General features: G+C 45.0%; 14 protein-coding genes. 12 read left to right on the top strand and 2 right to left on the bottom strand.

All coding sequences use genetic code 11. The features are described from left to right. Positions 1-4: 4 nt before the first annotated feature. Together lnt and OXH39_08340 are read right to left on the bottom strand one after the other, a co-directional pair. Positions 5-1,714: an apolipoprotein N-acyltransferase gene (gene lnt / locus OXH39_08335; GenBank protein MCY3550457.1), complete on the bottom strand. Its 1,710-nt coding sequence runs from the start codon at positions 1,712-1,714 to the stop codon at positions 5-7. Between the two features lie 289 nt (positions 1,715-2,003). Then, positions 2,004-4,103, bottom strand: coding sequence for a DUF5916 domain-containing protein (locus OXH39_08340; GenBank protein ID MCY3550458.1), 2,100 nt, complete (start codon positions 4,101-4,103; stop codon positions 2,004-2,006). A gap of 314 nt (positions 4,104-4,417) precedes the next feature. On the opposite strand from OXH39_08340, the gene OXH39_08345 reads away from it, so the two are divergent. The 12 genes from OXH39_08345 (at position 4,418) to OXH39_08400 (ending at position 19,239) form a co-directional block, all read left to right on the top strand. After that, a complete protein-coding gene (locus OXH39_08345; protein MCY3550459.1) occupies positions 4,418-5,542 on the top strand; it encodes a PorV/PorQ family protein in 1,125 nt (374 codons plus the stop codon). A 425-nt stretch (positions 5,543-5,967) separates the two neighbouring features. Then, positions 5,968-6,789, top strand: a complete 822-nt coding sequence (locus OXH39_08350) for a hypothetical protein (protein ID MCY3550460.1) — start codon at positions 5,968-5,970, stop codon at positions 6,787-6,789. Between the two features lie 168 nt (positions 6,790-6,957). Further along, positions 6,958-7,896, top strand: a complete 939-nt coding sequence (locus OXH39_08355; GenBank protein MCY3550461.1) for a dihydrodipicolinate synthase family protein — start codon at positions 6,958-6,960, stop codon at positions 7,894-7,896. 273 nt (positions 7,897-8,169) lie between these two features. After that, positions 8,170-9,879: an NFACT RNA binding domain-containing protein gene (locus tag OXH39_08360; GenBank protein MCY3550462.1), complete on the top strand. Its 1,710-nt coding sequence runs from the start codon at positions 8,170-8,172 to the stop codon at positions 9,877-9,879. A 28-nt stretch (positions 9,880-9,907) separates the two neighbouring features. Next, a complete protein-coding gene (locus OXH39_08365; GenBank protein ID MCY3550463.1) occupies positions 9,908-10,132 on the top strand; it encodes a type II toxin-antitoxin system HicB family antitoxin in 225 nt (74 codons plus the stop codon). Then, positions 10,125-10,319, top strand: a complete 195-nt coding sequence (locus OXH39_08370; protein ID MCY3550464.1) for a hypothetical protein — start codon at positions 10,125-10,127, stop codon at positions 10,317-10,319. Before OXH39_08365 ends, OXH39_08370 begins: the two co-directional genes overlap by 8 nt. Before the next feature lie 356 nt (positions 10,320-10,675). After that, on the top strand, positions 10,676-10,924 hold the full coding sequence (locus tag OXH39_08375) for a hypothetical protein (GenBank protein MCY3550465.1): 249 nt from the start codon (positions 10,676-10,678) through the stop codon (positions 10,922-10,924). A gap of 84 nt (positions 10,925-11,008) precedes the next feature. Continuing rightward, on the top strand, positions 11,009-11,737 hold the full coding sequence (locus OXH39_08380; protein MCY3550466.1) for a hypothetical protein: 729 nt from the start codon (positions 11,009-11,011) through the stop codon (positions 11,735-11,737). Positions 11,738-12,191: 454 nt separating this feature from the next. After that, positions 12,192-13,829, top strand: a complete 1,638-nt coding sequence (groL, locus tag OXH39_08385; protein ID MCY3550467.1) for a chaperonin GroEL — start codon at positions 12,192-12,194, stop codon at positions 13,827-13,829. A 760-nt stretch (positions 13,830-14,589) separates the two neighbouring features. After that, the gene (locus OXH39_08390) at positions 14,590-14,976 is read left to right on the top strand and encodes a hypothetical protein (protein MCY3550468.1); all 387 of its coding nucleotides are present in this window, start codon (positions 14,590-14,592) and stop codon (positions 14,974-14,976) included. Positions 14,977-15,037: 61 nt separating this feature from the next. Continuing rightward, positions 15,038-16,663: a site-specific DNA-methyltransferase gene (locus OXH39_08395; GenBank protein MCY3550469.1), complete on the top strand. Its 1,626-nt coding sequence runs from the start codon at positions 15,038-15,040 to the stop codon at positions 16,661-16,663. 8 nt (positions 16,664-16,671) lie between these two features. Next, positions 16,672-19,239 carry a DEAD/DEAH box helicase family protein gene (locus tag OXH39_08400; protein ID MCY3550470.1) on the top strand — a complete coding sequence of 856 codons (2,568 nt, stop codon included), beginning with the start codon at positions 16,672-16,674 and terminating at the stop codon, positions 19,237-19,239. Positions 19,240-19,621 lie beyond the last annotated feature (382 nt).

Here is a 19,621-nt window from a genome sequence, read left to right on the forward strand (position 1 = left end):
ATCGTTAAGAATATCTACGACGGAATCGGAGGACGATTAGACGACCGAACCATCCAACGCAGATTAAAGCACAGAGAATCGAAAACCAATCCCCGTAGCGGGTATAGAGCGTCTGTTCACGTTTCGCAGACGGAAGCAGTGGAACGGATGTGATAAGCGTTTGGGCGGTGGTGTCCGGTGTTATCAAAGGAGTCGTTATTCTACCGAACTTATCCACTACGCATGTAAATCCGCCGTTTGCACACCGAAATACTGCGATCCGATTCTCGATTGAGCGGAAAGGTGCCATCGACAGGTGTAGTTCTGGGAAAGCAGTCCCTTTGAACCAAGCATCGTTTGTGAAGATTCCCATGACCCTTGCCCCTTTTTGGACAGGTCTGCGGAATTCGTCCGGAAACACTGATTCAAAGCAGATTGAAACACCAACGTCTGTTCGCTGGGGATCCGCCTTGTCTTTGGCATTAGACACTGCCTCGCGGTAGGGAGGTCCCAACCCATTACTGGCAATTTCCGTTTTATGTTTAACGTTAAACACCGGTAAAAGGTTTACTGTTTTTCCCGGTGTAAAGGGTTTGAACTGGATAAAATCGGGGATGAAATCTGGAAGTAGGTGTTCCAGAGGTACATATTCGCCGAATGGAACGAGGTGCATCTTGGCATAACTTCCATGTATCTTTCCATCTGGAGATATTGAAAGGACACGGTTGTATATCTGTTCACTCTTTTTGACGTTCTTGGAGAACTCTCCTATTGCCTTGTCTGTTTCTCCTTGGTTAGCCGTGCCGATGAGTATTGGCGTTGCCGTGTTGCGAAGCATTTGGGCGAATCTACCGTGGTACGTTGGCCACGCGCCTGTCAGTGCCTCGCTTCGGATTGCTGTTTCGGGCCACACAATTAAATCAGGTTTTTCTGTGCTGGTTTTATATGTGAGGTTGATATAACGCTGCAAAATCGCTGGAAATTGACGTGTGTCCCATTTCTGGAGTTGTGAGACGTTGCCGGGAACGAGCGCGATTTTCAAGGTTTCCGTATTTGTGGCTTTGTCTAAAGGTGCAGCGTTCTTAAGTTGAAAAATCCCGTAACTGAAGCAGAAGAGCGTCAGAATTAGTGGTAGGATTATGGCACGAATTTCCTGCCGCCATTGGTGACGGTTGCAAAGCACGGTGGCGATACCTGCATTGAAAAGCACAATGATGAAACTGATCCCGTGCACACCAATGAGAGAGGCTACCTGTATTCCCGGTAGATTGTTCCATTGTGAGTAACCGATGCTTCCCCACGGAAATCCTGTTAGCATCCAACTCCGTACCCATTCCAATGCTGTCCAGATGCAAGCGGCTGCGATAGGAAACAATATACCAGAACGCCATGGCGCAAACCTTAGCAACACAGCAAAAATGGCGAAGTAGACGGCAATATATCCGACTAATAGCAGATACGCCATCATCGTCACGAGAATATTCCCTGTCGTTGTCGCGAAAACACCCGCATACGGATAGAGAAGCAGGATAGCGGGAAGCAGCCCCGCAAAAAACAGAAATCCCGTTACGTAACCGATCCAGAAAGCGGATTTCCAGTTTGTTGCGCGCGTCAATGCAATGAAGAACGGCACCATCGCAACCCAAGCACACGGAAAGAGGTTTAAATTAGGGAAGCTAAGAAACAACAGTAGTGCTGAGAGTGCCGCAAATATCCAGTGTTGATAGCGTTTCAAGAGGTTTTCCGTGGGGATACCCTCCGTTTTCTTGTATTTGACTCTCTTTAATTTTATGTTACGGAAGTGGCATCTGTCAAGGGAATTCTGAAGTTTCACAGAAGCGTTCAGTTTTCAGCAGATATAGGTTTGTGGTGGGACGACCTTAATTGTCTGAACCAGGATTTACAGGATTCAAGGATTTTCAGAAGCGCGTGTTGGGTTTCTCTTCGTTCAGCCCAACCTACAATGTGACAACCGAAACGCGTGTTGGGTTTCTCTTCGTTCAACCCAACCTACAAACTAATAACTAAAAGAGGTCTGTTTTCAATAGGTGTGCGATTTTGATGAACACGATTCGCTCAGTGTCTCCCGCTACGTCCCGATTGTCATTGTAGACGATAAATAAATTACTTTCGGGACGATACTCATAGGCGAAGAGTGCGAAGACTCGACGTTCTCTCTCTAACGTGAATTCTGCGCTTGCTCTCGCATACATCCGTTGCGCAAATTGGTAATTTACAATAAAGCGGCGCGTCCATTCTGAAAGTTCCCACTGCATTCCATTGGGTTGTTTCTCATGAAGTCGCTGTAAAATAAACTCGAAACTGAGTTTTGCTGTGGGACGAATCGTGATCTCCGGGCGGATGAAGAATGTGTCTTTATCATCGCGGACACCGAAGCGTCCGGTGTTTCGGATTTGCACGTATTTTGGTGGGAACCATCCGGCGAAGAAACGGACAGTTCTATCGGTAAAAGGTTTGTTGTCCTCATCAACGTGATAATACCATTCAGGTCCGAGCAGGAAAAAGAAATTGTAAACCCCGAAGAGTCCGCTAAAACTTGCTCTGTGGTTTGTCAATTCGCCTGTGTGGTTCGCGAGGCGTTCATATTCGGCTTCACCGCGAAGTCTTTCAATAGCACCTTTATACTGTTTATTATAACGACTTCTGATGACAACACCACGTCTATCAACACGTGGAATGAAACCGGTTTCAGGATTGAAGTGCTCCCCGAAATCTGCGTAAATCGCATCGAGGGAGAAGACATTTGTCCTACGAGAGAGTTGGACAAAAACAAGGTCGTCCGCGGTGCTTTCTGCCATATCAAGTCCGCCTGCTTTCCATTCCCTTGCATATTCCAAGTTGAGATTCGTAGCGGCGGGGAGTTGAATGCGGGCATCAAGTCCTCCTGCGCGGTCGTATGTGGCACCACGTTGTTTGTTAACGCCCAAGAACCCGACAGATGACGTTTTACCAACTTCCCGTTGCAGTCGAAAAACGGAGTAATTATAGTTCGCGAGAGGCAATTCGCCTGCTTCTATTTCTTTATCTGGGTTTTCCGGTCCCGCCACGGCTTGCATGAAGGCGAGATTGTATTTACTGAATTTCCCGATGACCTTTCCACCACCGAGTAAATCTTCGACCCGTCGGCTGTAGAACAGGTCAAGAGGCATTTGGAAGAGTTCATTTCCTTCAAGGAAAAACGGACGTTTTTCGGGAAAACGGAGTGGAACATCGCTAAGGTTCACGAGGTCGGGATCCGCCTCAATTTGCGCGAAATCGGGGTTTAACGTTAAATCAATTGTAAAATCTTTGATCGGATACCGGAGATCAAGTCCTACATCTGGTTTCACAGATGCTGTCGTTTCGCCATCTTTTGGTTGCAGTATTTGTGGCTTTAGTGTGCCATACGGTTTGAATTTCACGGGTCGTTTGGTAACCAAGTCTGAAATGGGAAGATTCGTTAGATGTCCAAATTCTGACACGGCGTACTGTCGATCGCCCAAATCTGACCATGTCTGTTCTTCCGCAGGGACTTCATCATTTCGCCAAAAGTTGATACCCCATGTCGCTGTTTCCGTTCCCTTTGAAAATCGGAGTTCGGCGAATGGGATAGCAAATTCTGCTGTCCATTTGTCTGTCCCTGCTGCTGCCTGACCTTGCCAATCGCAATCCCATGAAATGGCGGTACCAATCCTGGATTGTCCTGTGCGTCTGTTCGCGCCTTCATTAATCAGACGCCTGTCGGTTTGTGTGCCGAGTGGATTTAAAGCGAAGGCATAGCAGTTTCTGCCGTCAAGGAAGGTATCGATTAAGACTTCAACATGATCGTCAGAGAAAAAGAAAGAATCGCGTCGGGTTTGGTTCGCGGCGAGATTGCCCATATCAGCTTTGAAACATTCAAACGCCACGTAAAGTTTATTCGCATCGTAGACGACGTAAATAGTAGTGGGTTGCGTCGCGGGTTCGCCACGCTGGGGTTCAAACTGAATCAATTCACCGGTTTTGGCACCCTTTTGCCAGCATTCATCGTCCAATTTTCCATCAATTTTTGGGGGTGTTTCGGTGCGTACTGCTTTGATTATTCGATTTGCAGGGGTTTGAGAGTCTTCTGTATCTGCAGGCAATACCTTAAGACCCCATAAACAAAGGGTGAAGTAGACTGCGAATGTTAAAAAAAATGGGCTTGTGAGCCGTGCCCTAATTGTTAGCATTGGTTTATATGTTCAGAACCTCCTTTTGGTGTCAGTCTATTTTATGATTTTAGCGTTGATCTGTTTTTCTGTCAATATCAAAAGGAGAGGATGCCAGAATCATTCAGTATTTAAAGTAAACCAAATTAAAGCGATTTGCGTTTTTAAGGCAAATTGCGTTATTATATATATCGCAAGCATATAAAATCAGAATCGCATTTAATAATGAAAAGAGGAGTTACATTTCAGTGCGCTTTTTTACACGTAAAACTTTTACACTACTTATATGGCTCGCCGTCTTTTCCCCAATTACGGCTCTTGCGGGACCCGGACGAACGGGTGCACAAATCCTGAATCTTGGCGGCGGTGCGCGAGCGAGGTCCCTCGGCGACGCGTTTTCTGCGATGTCTGGTGATGTGACGACATCGCTCTGGAACCCAAGCGGACTTGCGGATATGCCTGAGAGCAAACTCCGTTCCGGCAAAAAAGCGGCGCAAACCTCAATGTTTTATACAGATTACAGTGCGCCTTTCGGGGAAGCCGGGGAAGGGTTATATTATACGTTTATCTCTGGTGCGATGCCCCTCGGTGACATTGGAACTATCGGTGCCACGCTTCAGATGCAAGGGCAAGGCACAATCGCTGTGACAACCGACTCGCCGGATGTCCTCCGTGAGGAGAGTCTCGGAACCAACTTCGCCTTCACATTCTCTTATGCGGACCGGATTACAGAGTCTTTGTCAGCGGGAATTAGTGGTAAAATGATTCGAATGGTGCTCGGGCGAGAGAATGGTAGTTCTTATGCTATCGATTTAGGTGCGCAATATCTTCTCCCTTTTGAGCTCATGCCCACGACAGTTGGTGTTGCTATCCAGAACGTTGGCCCCGGCATATCGTTCATTGATGAGAACCAAGCGGATCCCTTACCACGCTTTTTTCGGCTTGGGACTTCCGTGAGTCTTTATCAGGATCAATATAATCACGTGCGTTTGGTGAGTGGTCTCACAGCCTATATCGATAAATTAGCAGAGGATGAAGATGAATTAGCCCTTGATTTAGAGCGGCTTAATGCTGAAAGGGAGGAAAAGTTGACGCGTGAGCAACTCCTGTCCGATCGCGGGGTAGGTATCCGAGCATTTGAATGGCGGCATCTTCAAAAGAACCTCGGCTTGGAGTATTGGATCGCCGATCTACTTGCGCTCCGAGTGGGTTACAAAGTTGAGCCCGGTATCCACCTCGCAAACTGGACGGATTATTTTACGGGTGGTATCGGCGCGAAGCTATCTCTATTTAATCTCGATTTGAGTTACGGTCCGAGTTTTGGTCCAAACAATCAGCGGCTCATTGAAGTAACAGGAATAGTCGCCTTTTAAGAGGAAAATAATAGTAAAGTCAATGTACCCCCGCCTAAAGGCAGGGGGTTTGTAAAATACAAACCCTATCGGTCTACCGATAAGTTTCTCGTTTCACAGAGGTTGGTAACCCAACGCTCTCCACGAAGGGTGCAAGCCACCCTAAAATCTATACGAGTGCTATTTTCGGGAACGTGCAGTTACGCAATTTCGTTTCCCATTACACTCAGCGTCTCCTCCACCAGCGTCTGCCTGTTTCTTTTCCGTATGGTGCTGTAGCTTTACACGAGTCGCACACGGGGGTAGCGAAACAGCCGCATAACTCGCAACCTTGCACTACAAGGAACATTCTAACATTTTTGACACGTTTCGTCAAGAAAAAATATAGGAGCCGGGCTTTCCTCCCCTGCCTAAAGACAGGGGAAACCTCCAGCCCGAAAAACTTGGTGAAATTTAACGCCGAAACTTTAATACTGGTGCTGATCTTCTGTTTGTTATTGTCTAGTGTCTGCTTCGCTGCCGAGAGCCTTAAGGCAGAACCTTTCACAGCCTTCTATCTCGATTCTGCCCTTGGAAATCGTTCGCTCGCGAATCAATCCACTGTTGCTATGAAGGCGATTCAAGAACTCCCGACGCTGAAATCTCCAAATGAGGCGTTCCTTTATTCGCTTGTCGTTCCGGGTATGGGGCAACTCTATACAGGTGCTAAGCGTGGCTATTTTTACATGGCAGCAGAGGGCGTTTTCCTCGCGAGCTATTTTCTTTTGTGGAACAACGCTTCAAACATTCGAGACGACTATCGTGATGTTGTCAGGCAACACGTTGTTTTTATCGGTCCTGGTTCCTTTGAGGATTGGGATCCCATTGAGGATTTTGAGCACGCCACCCAATATGAAACATGGAACCATGTCTATGATTCTGAAGCGACGCGGGCACGGACTGGAAAGTGGTACTGGACGGATCTCGACCCTGCACTCAAAAATGAAAAGGATGGTGATATCGGGTTTGACTCGCCTCGTCGTTTAGAAGCGTTTGACCTACGGCAAAAAGCGAACGATACCTTTCAACGCGCGAAGTTCTTTTTAGGTATGGCAATTTTGAACCATGTTGTGAGTGCTGTGGAAGCGAGGATTACAACTAAACGCTTCAACACCCGCGTGCAAAATACGCCCATGCAGACAGGAGTCAACGCTTTTGAAATAGATGTCCAAACTAACATGTCAGCAGGTGTGCTAACAAGTGCGCTTGTGCTACGGAAAAGATTTTAATTTTACCTTGCGGAGGAACAACGGACGTTTGGACTTTGACGTGCGTTTCTTAAGTCCGTCCTCCACTTCGTTACGGACTACAAATTTTAATGCTATTTTAAGAAGTAAAGGAGGTTAGTCGAAAACCTCTCTTAACTGACAACTGAAAACTGAATAAGGAGGACTGCTATGCCATTAGAACTATCACTACTTTTGGACGCACTCAATTCGGTTACTGCGATTCCTATAGTCCCTTTTAAAGGGGACAAGATTGATTACACCGGACACGCCAAAAACGTTGACTATTTGATGCGTAATAACTATCTCGACGAAGGGCGGCAGCGGGTCATTGCTATTGCGGGGACAAGTTTGATTCATCATATCAGTGAAACAGAGCAGCTTCGTCTCATCGATAAAACTGGACAACAGATAGGAGATGATGGCATCCTCATGTCTGGTATTGTCCCTAATCCGATTCGTCAAGCCGGGCAACTTATTGATGCACAGGCGGAACTCCGTAGACCACCAGATGTGTACTTGCTTATGCCCTTGACCGGTGTCTCCAGTCCAGAAGGTATTTATCAAGAATACATGAGATTCGGAGAAGACTACGGCACTGCCTGTGGTGCGCGGTTCCTCTACTATTTCCGTCAGAAACGCGACATAGCAGCGGTCATTCGCCTCCTAAATGATTCTCCACATTTCGTCGGTGTGAAAATAGGCACAGGTGAAGAGGACGTTGCGCCACTCGTTGAAGGCGTAGGTGATAGTGGGATTGTGATGTGGGGTATCGGTGATAGGTGTACGCGTCCTGCTGAGTTAGGAACGAAAGGGCATACTTCCGGTATTGCTGTTGCATTTGCACGCGCCTCTGACGAGATTAACAATGCCCAACGCCGAGGCGATTATGAGACCTCAGCACGCATTGAAGCCGACATCGCACCGCTTGAGGATATCCGTTTTATGAACGAGCGGGTTTATAACTATTCCGCTGTTATTGAGGCGATGATCTTGAGCGGTTTTGACGATATCGCTGCTGGAACTGGTGGTCCGTTTAACCCGCGTGTCCCGTCGGAAATTCAGGAGCAGCTTCGGGGGATAGCGCAAAACTTGAAACGGTATCATTAGTGAATTTACGGGCACCCACAAGGGATGCCCCTACAAGTTTACGGGCACCCACAAGGGATGCCCCTACAGGAGATCTACATCTCTGTAGATTTCCTTTTTTATCCGTTTTATGCTGGGTATCGCGCTTGAAAAATCCTTGCTATAGAACAGAAGTCGGGAATCGGAGTTCCCTCCTACAGACTGACTGCTTCTGGCTGATTTGACAATGGCGTTTCTTCATGATACAATAATACTACTAATAATGTATTTTTGTTTATTGAAGAGATCTCCACGATGTCGTATGATAGTTTAGCACTTCGTCTGGTTGTTGAAGAGTTGCGTGAAGCCCTTTTAGACGGGACGATTCGACATATTGAACAGGCGAATCCTCACACTTTTTCGTTTAAGGTAGGTCATGCTGCCCAGACGCAGTGGCTTACTTTATCCGCACATTCGTTGCATGCTCGCGCCCATCTCATCGAAAAACCGCCATCTGGACAAAAACAATCCTATCTCGCGGATTTCCTCGCAACGCATCTTAGACGTGGTACTATTACCGCGATTGAGCAGCTCGGTTGGGATCGGATACTTAAGATCACCGTTCAACCCACATCTGATGACCCGATACAGCCCTCCCCCAAAGCGATTGTCGCTGAATTTATGGGTAAGCATAGCAATATTATCCTGATTGACGCGAGCGATGACAGAATCTTGGAAAGTTTCAAGCGTATTGATGAAACAATGAGCCGACATCGAGAGATTTTGCCCGGCGAAACCTACATTTTACCGCCACAACAGGATAAATTGGATCCTTTAAGCTTGGACGAGTCAACGTTTATTCAACTGTTTAGTGAGCCACAAGAGGTGAGTTGGCGGCAGCTTTTTAATAAGATTGACGGTCTCAGTCCGACCTTGGCGAAGGAAATTATCGCGCGGACAACTCAAACAGATCTCTGGAGTGCCTATCAGCAGGTAATTGCCTATTTCAATCCAGAGAGCGCTTCACCGCAGCTGCTCATGGATGAAGATGAACCTCTTGCAGCATCACCCCTACCGTTGCATCAATTTCCGAACGCATCCGCTCAGGCTTTTGACACGATGAGCGATGCACTCGCTGCTTATTACGATGCGATCACTCTGAAAGAAAACATTGCTTCAGAACGTCGCGCTCTCAAGCAGGCATTGACGAAACAAGAGAATCTGGTCCAGCGGAAGGCAGCAGGGCTACACAAAGATTTGGAACGGGCAGAAAAGGCGGAGGATTACCGCATTCAGGGTGAATTGATTCTCGCTAATTTACATACTATCAGTCGCGGACAGAAACAGGTTGCGCTGCAGAATTACTACAGTTCTGAGCTTGAGATGTTGACCATCCCGCTCAATCCTGAACAGGGTCCCTCTGAAAATGCACAGACCTATTTCAAAAAATACACGAAAGCGAAACGGGGGCATTCACGTATCCAACAGTTGATTTCGGATATAGAGGCGGATCAGGAAACATTACAACTCTATGCGTCCAAATTAGAAGCGGCTGACGCGTTAGAGGCTCTGCAACGTCTGCGTACGGAGTTTGTCGCCAACGGCTATCTCAAGGCCGCACAACGGGGTAAACAGAAACAGGAGGTCAGTGCCGGTCCCTTCCGAAGGTATACCTCTGCTAACGGCTTTCAGATATATGTTGGACGGAACAGTGAGTCTAATGACCTGCTCTTGCGTCAGATTGCCAAGCCGCGTGATATGTGGCTTCATGCGAAGCAGATTCACGGCTCGCATGTTATCATCCGAAACCCAGAGAATCGTCAGGACATCCCGATGCCGACGTTATTACAAGCTGCGCAACTTGCTGCTTACTATAGCAAAGCGCATCACGCCAGTAATGTGCCTGTTGATTATACATGGGCGCGGTATGTCGTGAAGCGGAAGGGGAACGTCGCGGGTTATGTGCATTACACGCGTGAGAAGACGTTATATGTTGAGCCTGCTGTGCCGTCTCGAAAAGAATAAAAGGTTTGCTTTCTGTTGGAGTTATGTTATGATTGCGTATAAAGGCTATATTGGTGCTGTTGATTTTGATCCAGAAATTGATCTTTTCCATGGAACGGTAGTTAACACCAATGAAGTAATCACGTTTTATGGAGCATCTGTCGCTGAACTCCGCGAAGAGATGGAAAAATCCGTTGTGGGTTACCTTGAATTCTGCAGGGAGCTGGGGATAACCCCAGAAAAACCTTTCTTAAAGGAAATTTTAAATGACTGATTTGAGAAACACTATTGCCCACATCCTTGAACACAAGCAACACTTAGCAGAAGCCAATGAAGCGACCACTCAGCAATATGTCGTTTTACCGATTCTTCGGGCTTTGGGATGGGATGATGCCAATTTAGTGTCTATGGAAGTTCTGCCAGTGCTTGAGTTTGCCTATAACAAGCATCTCGGAAATTGATGCTAATTGGACCTACCACATATACTTTCTATGCCAACCCCTGAAATTTGTAGACACTATTTTCAATTGTGTTATATTAACATGAGTTTCGTTAAGACATTCTATTTGAGTAAGATCCCTCTATATTTCGGTGAAACTGAACGGTCATACGATACAGATGTCGCCCCTACGGGGCTTGGGAGGTTGGGTTAACCGGTTCTATACAGATACCGCCCCTACGGGGCTGCGGCTCTTGGAAATCAATGAGATGTTTTTTCTACGAGTTACGCTCGCGTGGAAACTCGTAAAAAATATCAAAAGGTTTGAACATTGTGCATCAAACAAACTTATGGTAAAGGGACCGTATTATTTGGCGATTGCAAGAAGGCGAGGATACAATCCTCGCCAGCGGCGATGAGCGTTTATTATTAGAAGGCGAGGATACTCGGGGAAATACCCAAGCAAAACTCCCTCGCCAGCAGCGAGAGGGTTGCCTTATTATCACACTTATTTGGCGATTACAAGAAGGCGAGGATACAATCCTCGCCAGCGGCGATGAGCGTTTATTATTGGAAGGCGAGGATACTCGGGGAAATACCCAAGCAAAACTCCCTCGCCAGCGGTAGTGAGCGTTTGTTTCCTGAAAACCTGTCTACATGTTTCGATCTTTACTATAAATTGTCTAAACTTTAGTATAGGAGGAATTCGTTATGAAACTGGTTAAGGTGTTCGTACTAATTGCTCTGTTTTGTGCTGTCAGTCTTTTTTCAGCAGGAATTGCTACGGCGTTAGACGAATGGGTACATATTGATTTGGAAGCCGTTGTCAACACGAAATTGGTTGACCACCAATGGTGGACGCTGAACCCTGGTGATAGTACGCTCTCACGTTTACCGATTGATGAGGTTGGCGAGTTTGAGGGGCCGGACGGAAAGGTCGAGTTTCAAATTATAGACGGTGCCATCGTCCTCTTCGGGACCAATGCCGCGAAATGGCCCAAGGCAGTCAACGATATCGTCATTGGTGGTAAGGCAAAATTCGTCTATTTTTTCCATGCGACTGGGTGGGAACAGAATGGCGTTCCAAGCTACAAGTTTGTGATGCACTATCGGAGTGGCAAGGAGGAAGAGCTTGAGATGATTTCGGGTTTTAACTCGGATGATTGGTGCCACGATGATGCTGCACTCGAAGACGATAATTCTGTCTGGGGATGGGTTAAGAAGGAAGGCGGTCCTTGTGGACACGCAGGATTAATTACGACAAAGTGGGAAAACCCGCGCCCCGATGATTGGATTGAGACGATAGATGCCGTCTCTTTGGAATTAGGTTCGGTTCCTGTCATTCCGGCGATTACTTTAGGTGAAGCAACACTTGCAGTTGACCCAGCAGAAAAATTGGCTGTTAGGTGGGGAAGCCTAAAAAGTCCACGTGGATTCTAAGAATTGCTTTACTTGTAGGCGAGGTTTTTTGCGGAAATATCCAAGCAAAAACACCTCGCCTATTTTTATGTTGTCGCGTTCCAATAGGGATCATTTATGGTAGGGTGAGCGGGCACCCACAAGGGGTACCCCTACAGGTTGGCCTTCATAGCCAACTTGCCAATCCGAAATAACAGCGGGCACCCACAAGGGGTGCCCCTACAGGTCTTCGCCATTTTGATCGGAAGCTCGCAATCAGGAGATCGTTCCGTGATATGTCGGGAATCGGAGTTCTCTCCTACCAAGAGTCGGGAATCAGAGTTCCCTCCTACCAAAGAGTTGAATGCCCCTGCGCGTCCTACCATAAAAAATTGACTTTATGGGGTGTCTATGCTATAATTATAATAGCGATTTGTAATCGCAACACTTTTATATTTAACATTGAAACACTAAAAATCTATACAGGAGGAATTCAATGCCAGCAAAGCAAATTATCTTTGACGAAGAAGCGAGGGTGGCACTCAAGCGCGGCGCGGATACGCTTGCGAATGCCGTGAAAGTCACTCTTGGTCCCCGTGGCAGAAATGTTGTCATTCAAAAATCTTTCGGGGCACCGCTGGTAACATGCGATGGTGTTACCGTCGCAAAAGAAATTGAACTCCCGGACCCGTACGAAAATATGGGTGCCCAACTGCTCGAATCGATTGCGACTAAAACAAATGACGTTGCCGGAGATGGCACGACCACTGCGACCCTATTAGGGCAAGAAATTCTTCATGAGGGTCTCAAGAACGTCACAGCTGGTGCGGATCCAATGCAGTTAAAAATCGGTATCGACAAAGCCGTGACCACTGTCATTGATGCAATCGCTGCACAGAGCCGTGCTGTCAATACACATGAAGAGGTTTTACAGGTAGCCTCAATTGCAGCCAATGATCCAGCAAACGATAGCAATATTGGTTCTATTGTCGCTCAATCTCTTGAACAGGTTGGAAAAGACGGTGCTATCACGATTGAGGAAGGGAGAACCTCAGAAACGACGGTTGATATTGTTGAGGGGATGCAGTTTGATCGCGGTTTCCTCTCCGCTAACTTTGTAACCGACGAGCAGGCACAGGTTGTCGAATTTGAGAATCCTTATATTCTCATCAATACCGATAAAATTTCCTCAGTAACTGATCTCGCACCAATTCTGGAAAAGACGATGCAACTCGGCAGATCCTTGCTTATTATTGCTGAGGATGTTGAAGGCGAAGCACTCTCTACACTGGTGGTGAATAAACTGCGTGCAAACCTTCAGGTTGCTGCTGTTAAAGCCCCCGGTTTCGGGGACCGACGCAAAGAGATGTTGGAAGACATTGCGATCCTAACGGGCGGTCAGGTCATCTCTGAAGAGACCGGCATCCGTCTGGAAAACATTGTTGTTGGCATGCTGGGAACAGCCCGACGTGTTGTTGTTGACAAGGATAACACCACAATTGTCGGTGGTACGGGTGCTAAAGAGGGCGTTGATGGAAGGGTCGCACAGATCCGGACACAGATAGAAGAAACAACTTCCGATTATGACCGAGAGAAGTTAGAAGAACGCCTCGCGAAACTCGCGGGTGGTGTCGCTGTTGTCAATGTCGGTGCTGCCACAGAAGTAGAGATGAAGGAGAAGAAGGCTCGATTTGAAGATGCGCTCGCTGCGACGCGTGCTGCTGTTGAAGAAGGCATAGTCGCTGGCGGCGGTACGGCACTTTTACGTGCTGCATCGTCACTGAGCGCGTTGGCATTGGAGGGTGACCAAGACACGGGACGCAATATTATCCGTCAAAGTTTGCTCTCGCCCATCCGTGCTATTGCGGAAAATGCTGGTATGGAAGGTTCCGTTGTTGTCGCGAATGTCCAAGAAGGTGAAGGCAATTACGGGTTTAACGCTGCAACAAACGAATACGGCGATATGCTTGAAGAGGGGATTGTTGACCCGACGAAAGTTGTCCGCTCGGCATTACAGAATGCCTCCAGTATCGCAGGTTTGCTGTTAACTACGGAAACTCTCATTACAGAAATTGAAGAACCACCGGATCCAGCGGCAGCCGCTGCTGATCCGCACGCTGGTCATTTCCATTAGGTTGATTCATCCGTAGGCGCGCTTTATGAGGATTAAAAATTTAATTTGGTAATGTGCCTGTTAATTGTCAGAATCAGGATTTCCAAGATTCAAGGACTTTCAGGATTGGATTTCCTTGTTGACTGAAAATTTCCTCATAGAATTACCGAAAGATTTTATTAAACTTCATCAAATCGCGCCTGCCAAGGGTTTTGCTATAAGGAAAACAACAATATGAATCAAACACGAGATTCTTTATTTACTGAAACTTGTGAATTCCTTGAACGAAGCAAAAACGCTCTGGAACAACACATAGGACTTTGGGATACCGGTGGCAAATTTATAGTCATAATCCCAAGCGGAATACCTGTCCGTTGCCAAAGCCCAAGAGAAACTTTCAATCAAGTAATTATAATGCTTGGAGTAGAGGACGTGTACAATCTCGGTATTTGAACTCCAAGCAGACTTCTCATTTCAAATGAACCTGGAACTAATCAGAAATTTGAAATTGCCCCAGGACGTTACATTCAGACTGCGTTTAGTAATCGTCATAAAGCAGAAATACTTTTGCAGATTGCTGAAGAGCTTGATATTGAATTGTTTATCATAGACATTGCTACAAACAATAATCTAATAACAGCATGGAAAACACATGATGATAGGCAGATTCATACTCTTCAGTAACGCACCCCTTCATAAGTAACACAATTCGTCGCGATGCTTAAAATCATGCTGTGGGACAGAAGTTAAACTTCCCACACTAAATAAGGAGTATAAAACCATGGCAGCAGGGCCTGAGAATCATATATTCTTTGGAGAATCTGGCGAAAAATATCTATTTAAATGCCACCGAGTAAATCCTTTCAGAGAATTTGGTAATTCACTCGATAGACCATGCGTTTACATTTTCGCTAAAGCAATTCATAACAATGTCTCTGGATATTCGGACTATGAAGTTCTTTACGTTGGTGAAACTGAATCATCTAAAAATCGTCCTGTTAGTGCCAAACATGAAAAATGGGAATGGGCGAATAGGAATAGGGCGAATTATATATGTATCCTGGATTTTTCTGATAAAGTAGATGCTAAATCTAAACGCAAAGATATTGAGGATGACTTGGTTGGTCACTATGACCCTATGTGCAATAAAGACAATCCATTTCAATAAACAACTCCACTCAACAACACTCTTGAAATAATGCATAAGACAGATGTAGAAAGGACTAACTATGCCAACAATCGATTTTAATGGGAAACAATTTATAAGGGGACATCACTTGACTGTGCCTATTAAGACGTTAGAGATAGATGGCGAAAAATCCTTTACTGGTGAGTCTGAACCATCGCTTGACGATAATCTGATTATACACGGCGACAATTTGAACGTATTGAAAGCACTCCTTCCAAGGTACGCAAATAGTATTAAGTGCATCTATATTGATCCGCCATACAATACTGGCAATGAGGAATGGGTTTACAATGACAACGTCAATAGTACACTTATGCAGGAATGGCTCAAGAAAAATAGTCCCATTGATGGTGAGGATTTGGAACGCCATGATAAATGGCTGTGCATGATGTGGCCGAGATTGAACTTGCTAAAAGAACTGCTATCCGATAATGGTGTGATCTTTATCTCAATTGATGATAACGAAGTACATCGTTTGCGAATGTTGATGGACGAGATTTTTGGAGAAGGTAACTTTGTTGCTAATATTGTGTGGCATCACAGAAAATCAAGTCAAAATGACATAGATATTTCACTTTCTCATAACCACATACTCTGCTACGCCCTTGAAAAGACTTCTTTTACTTTCAACGCTGAAGATGTTGATGAAAGCAAATTCTCCAATCCCGATAAAGACCCTCGTGGTCCGTGGGTAGCAGATCCAATGGATGCCCCCCATATTAGGGAAAATTTGACATACGAAATAACAAATCCCAATACCGGGAAAGTTTATTTACCACCATCGGGAAGACATTGGAGGTTCTCTAAGGAAAAGTACGACATTGCCTTAAGAGAAAAGCGAATTATCTTCGGAAAAAGAGGGACTTCTAAACCACAATATAAGCGGTTTCTCAGTGAAGCGCGTGAGAAAGGAGTCAATATTTTTACTATATGGAGTGATGTGGGAACTGCTACCGATGGAACTAAGGAACTTATCAGCATTTTTGGACGGGGACAACTTTTTTCAACGCCAAAGCCAACAGATTTAATTGGAAAAATAATCAGAGTGTCCATGGATAAAAATGACATCATCCTTGATGCCTTCGCTGGCAGTGGCACTACTGCCCACGCTGCTCTTGCTCTCAATAAAGAAGATGGTGGTAACCGAAAGTTTATCTTGATAGAACACGAAAAAGACTATGTAAGCGACATCACAGCTGAACGCGTTCGTCGTGTCATAAATGGTGTTGAGAATACCAAAGACCAAAACCTCAAGGATGGACTTGGCGGTTCATTTACCTACTGCACCCTCGGCGAGACAATTGACGAAATACGCATACTCACTGGTGAGCCACTTCCCGATTACGAGACGGTTGCTAACTACATCGCCTTTGTCACAACAGGAAAACGCGAATTTACGCCTATCAAAAAACGCAAAGACTACTGTTTTGGTGAAACTGAAAATATCCTTTTTTACCTTATTTATGAATCTGAATTAGCGTTTATGCAGAGTAGAGAATCCGCTTTAAACTATGAACTTGCAAGAAAAATAGAAAACGCTTGTAAGAATGCTGATAAAAAAGCGTACGTATATGCATCACATAAAAATATCAGCCAGAAAGATTTAACTGACATGCAAATCACTTTCTGCCAGCTACCATACAATATCTATCGTATTAAGGAGTGAAACCCTAAATGGAATTGAAAAGTTATCAGCAAGAGGCGTTAGACGCATTAGATCGCTATTTAGAAGCACTGGAAACATCGCGTAAAAAAGGTCGTGATAATCCAAAGAAAGCGTGGAAATTATTACGCGGTGCAGGAACATTACCGAGTATTCCAAGTAACAAAGGAAAGAACAACATTCCAAAGCATATCCACCGAAAGAGTAGAAGCGGTAATCAAATACCACATGTCTGTATGAAGATACCAACGGGTGGCGGAAAAACATTGTTAGGTGTAGAAGCATTGCGCCATTTGAAAGTCAAAACCGGTTTAGTGTTGTGGGTTGTGCCTACGAATGCGATTTATAGACAAACATGGGACACATTTCGCGACAAAGACCATCCGTATCGACAAGTTCTCACACATGCATCGGGCGGACACATCAAACTACTTCAGAAACAGGACAATTTCACATTACAAGACGTTCAACAAAATCTGTGTGTGATGGTTTTGAGTCTACACGCAGCAAATAGGAAAAAAGAAAAGGATGAATTTCTCAAAATTTTCCGTAATAACAGTGGGAATGCGTCTTTTTTTCCTATTGAAGACGATAAAGAGGCAAATCAGAAATTTTTAGAAGAATTTCCTGACCTTAAACCGAATCAAGAAGATCAACAGCAAGATGCAGACAAAGAGATAAAGACAGATGATTTACAAGTCGAACGGAGCTTATCTAATGTATTTAAACTGCTGCGACCAGTAGTAATTTTAGATGAGGCACACAAGGCGTATGGAAGTAAGGATGCTGCAATTGAATACCAGCAGTGTGCAGAGACAGTGAATCGCTTCAACCCGCGGTTTGTGCTTGAACTCACTGCCACACCAAAAATCGGTATTAGTAACATTCTTGTTAACACTTCAGGACTTGCGCTAAAATCAGAGGAAATGATAAAACTTCCGATCCAACTTCGCAACTTTCCAGATAGCAATGAGGCGTGGAAGTTTACATTAGCTAAGACAAAAGAACAACGTGATAAACTTGAGAAGGTAGCGGAACAATATCGAAAAGAGGAAAATCGCCATATTCGTCCTATAGCCCTAATTCGTGTAGAAGCAACCGGCAAAGATCAGCGAGATAAGAATAAAATTCATGTAGATAAGGTTCGTACGGAACTGATAAATACATTGAAGGTCCCCGAAGCTCAAATAAAAGTCAAGTCGTCAGAACAAGATGAACTTACAGGAATTGATCTCATGAGTGATGATTGTCCGGTCCGTTATATCATTACGAAGGATGCCTTGAAAGAAGGATGGGATTGCCCATTTGCTTACATTCTTGCACTTCTTGATAATACAAAAGCACAAACGGCGATGACACAGATGGTCGGTAGAGTTATGCGTCAACCCTATGCACACGCTACAAATTACCCCGAGCTGAATAGTTGTTATATCTACTGCTACAATCAAGATGTCAAGAAATCTATTGAGAAAGTAAAGGAAGGCTTAGAGTCGGTCGGTTTAACTGGTCTCAATGAATTTGTTAAGGATATTAGCACTGATGATGAAAGCAAGCCAATTACTATTGAACGTAGAAAACCATACCGTGAAATATCGATTTTTCTACCGAAAGTTTTGCATAAGCGCGGGAAAGAGTGGGACACGCTTGATTATGACCGGGACATACTCGGTGCTATTGATTGGCATCAACTGAGTGCTGTCGAACCTGTCGACTGGGAAGAAGAGGAAGCATACCAAACCGATATTACGATTGATCTGAAAGAAGGTGATAAGGTATCGGATAAATATGACAAAGCCGCTATTTCTATCAGCAACGATATCGGATATTTTATTCGGCGAATAAGCGACATTATTCCTAACCCATGGCAGGCCGCACGTATTGTCCAAGAAACGTTTGAGGCTTATGAGAAAAGAGGCATTGATGACGAAATATTATACAAGCGACAGGTTGATGTATCTGAGGATATAAAAAACAAATTGCGTGTCCAAATTGACAAACTTGCAGAAAACTTATTCCAGCAAAAACTCAAAGACGATGAAATAAGGTTTAGACTTGATACTGATTTGAAGTTGAATTACAAAATAGAAAAGACAGTTGAAATCAACATTTCTCGTGACGCAACAACACTAACTAAGGATTACGGTGATCCTTTAGAACGCAATTTATTTGAGAAAGTGTTTAAAGGGGAGTTTAACAATCTGGAGGAAGATTTTGCAATCTACATTGATAAAAAAGAGGCGTTTCAATGGTGGCATCGCGTTGCTGCAAGACAAGGATATTACTTGCAGGGTTGGCGGCGTGACCGCGTCTATCCTGATTTTATCGCTTGTCTCGAACGAGACAAAACAGAACCGAAACGGCTTGTCGTATTTGAAACCAAAGGGCTACATCTGGCGGGAAATACTGACACATGCTATAAAGAAAAATTGTTTAAGACTTTGGAGAAGGCTTATCAGAATGCGACAGATCATGGAGAGTTCACTGCCCATTTACCCAACGAAAAACCAATGTCATTTCGGCTGTTATTTGAAGATACTTGGCGGGCATCTGTTGATAATTTGATTGCTGAAACAGATTAATGTTGCAACTTAACACCTTACCCCCGCGCAGGTGCTAAAGCCACACCGAACCAAAAATCTCTACATTGATACGTATGTATGGTGCGTTTACAAGCGCACTAATCATTATACTTGTAGGTGTGCTTATATGAGGATTGAAAAATTAGTTCGGTAATTTATTGGCGAAGTCCGGTGCGGTTGCAAACCACACCATAGGTGTCAATTTAGAGATTTTGACATCCTTTTGTAGTGGCATCTTTACAAATGCCGCCCTTACAGGGCTTAGGAGATGGGGGAGGCACATTTCTATAAACATGCCGTCCCTACGGGACTAAAGAGGGTTTCTGACGTGTTCAAAGTTTCTGGCTAAAACCCGGCGCAGTTAGAAACAGCGCCTACCGGG

The sequence above is a fragment of the Candidatus Poribacteria bacterium genome (assembly GCA_026702755.1).
Lineage (GTDB): Bacteria > Poribacteria > WGA-4E > WGA-4E > WGA-3G > WGA-3G.